This is a genomic window from Nesterenkonia sp. E16_10, assembly GCF_017347085.1.
In the GTDB taxonomy this organism is placed as follows: Bacteria; Actinomycetota; Actinomycetes; order Actinomycetales; family Micrococcaceae; genus Nesterenkonia.
On record NZ_JADPSA010000035.1, the window covers coordinates 1 to 1,607 of the forward strand.

General features: G+C 68.1%; 1 protein-coding gene. It reads right to left on the reverse strand.

The genetic code is table 11. From position 1 onward, the window contains the following. Nucleotides 1-62 precede the first annotated feature (62 nt). Nucleotides 63-1,607 (reverse strand): PASTA domain-containing protein (locus I2487_RS11625; RefSeq protein WP_207173054.1); only part of this gene is annotated, 1,545 nt, incomplete at its 5' end.

The window sequence follows — 1,607 nt, forward strand, 5'->3', positions numbered from 1 at the left end:
CACCAGTTTTCCTGCCCGGAGCGTCGGGCGCTAGTGCGACTCTCATAACTCGTGGACCGAAATTAGGGGGTCATGCCATTGCCACCGCCGTTGCTCCCGCCGCCACCGTTGTTGCTCTGCGAGTTCTCACCCGAGTTGCCCGGGGACTGATCGGTGTCACCATCGACATTGACACTGGAATCGCCGTTGCCTCCGTCGTTGGCCTCGGGGGACTCCTCCGCCTCGAGTGACTCCTCAGGCGCTGGGGAGCTATCGTCTGCGGGGTCTGAGTCCTCATCACCGGACTCATTGCCGCTGTTGTCTGGTTCCTCTGCGTCCTCGCCGGGGGACTCCTCCAGCTCCGGGCTGGGGGACGGGCTGGGGCTGGGGGGCTCCTCGTCGCGGTCTTCGGCCCCTTGATCGGGGCCGTCCTCGGTGTCCGGCTCCGGCGCCTCATCCTCTTCAGGCGCGGGTGCGGGCTCGGGGGTAGGCGGGGGCGCCTGTTCCGGGGCTACCGCGACGACCAGCGTAACGGTGGAGCCCTGCGGGATCGCGTCTCCGGCGACGACGGAGGCGCCGCCCACCCGCTGACCCACGACGGTGCCTTCGGCGTAGTCGGTGCGCTCATCCTCCACGGTGCTCACGCTGAGCCCCAGGTTCTCCAGGATCGCCTGCGCCTCGGTGCGGGTGCGGTTGAAGACTCCAGGCATCTCCACCAGACCGGTGGAGAGCACCAGGTCCACCTCGGATCCCGGTTCGACCGAGGACCCGGCGTCCGGTTCGGTGCTGATCAGAAGGTCTCCTCCGACGCTGGGATGGTTCTCCTCGCTGATCTCCCCCACCTCCAGGCCCACCTCCTCAAGGGCGTCGCGGACCTCCTCCTCGGTGGAGCCCTGCAGACCGTCCGGGACGCGTACGCTCTCCGGCCCGGTGGAGATGTAGAGCACCACGGCGCTGTTGGGATCCACCGAGGTCTCGGCCTCGGGGTCCGTACGTATCGCCAGGTCCGCCTCGACCTCTGGATGAGCCTCGGTCTCCACTGTGGGACTCAGGTTCAGCGCGGTGAGCTCCTCGCGGGCCTCTTCCTCGGTCATCCCAGTCACATCAGGGATGGACACCTCGGGATTGTCGAGCATGTTCATCAGCGCCCAGGTGCCGCCGCCGGCCAGGGCAAGGATCAACAGGGCCCAGACCAGGATCAGCCCGCCACGACGCCGCCGCGGCCGCTGCCGAGGCTGGTCGTGGGCCTGATAGAAGTCTGGGTCCTCCGGGGTGCGCGCCGAGAGCTGACCCTCCAGTGGGACCGCGCCTGCGGCAAGGACCTGGTGGAAGTCCTGCCGTCCGCCGATGGCCGCCATCGCCGCGGTGGGGTGGTCCTCGTCCTCCACGCCGATGCCGATCAGCGCCTTCTGGATGGCTTGATCGAACTCCTCGGCGGTCTGGAACCGGAGCGCAGGATCCTTGGTCAGCGCCTTGCCGACCACGGATTCCATCGCCGGGCTGATCCGGTGGTTGAAGTCGCTGACCATCGGCGGTGCTTCGCGCACATGCTGGTAGGCCACCGAGACCGGGGACTCGCCCTGGAAGGGCGGACGGTTGGTCAGCAGCTCGAAGAGCACACAGCCGGC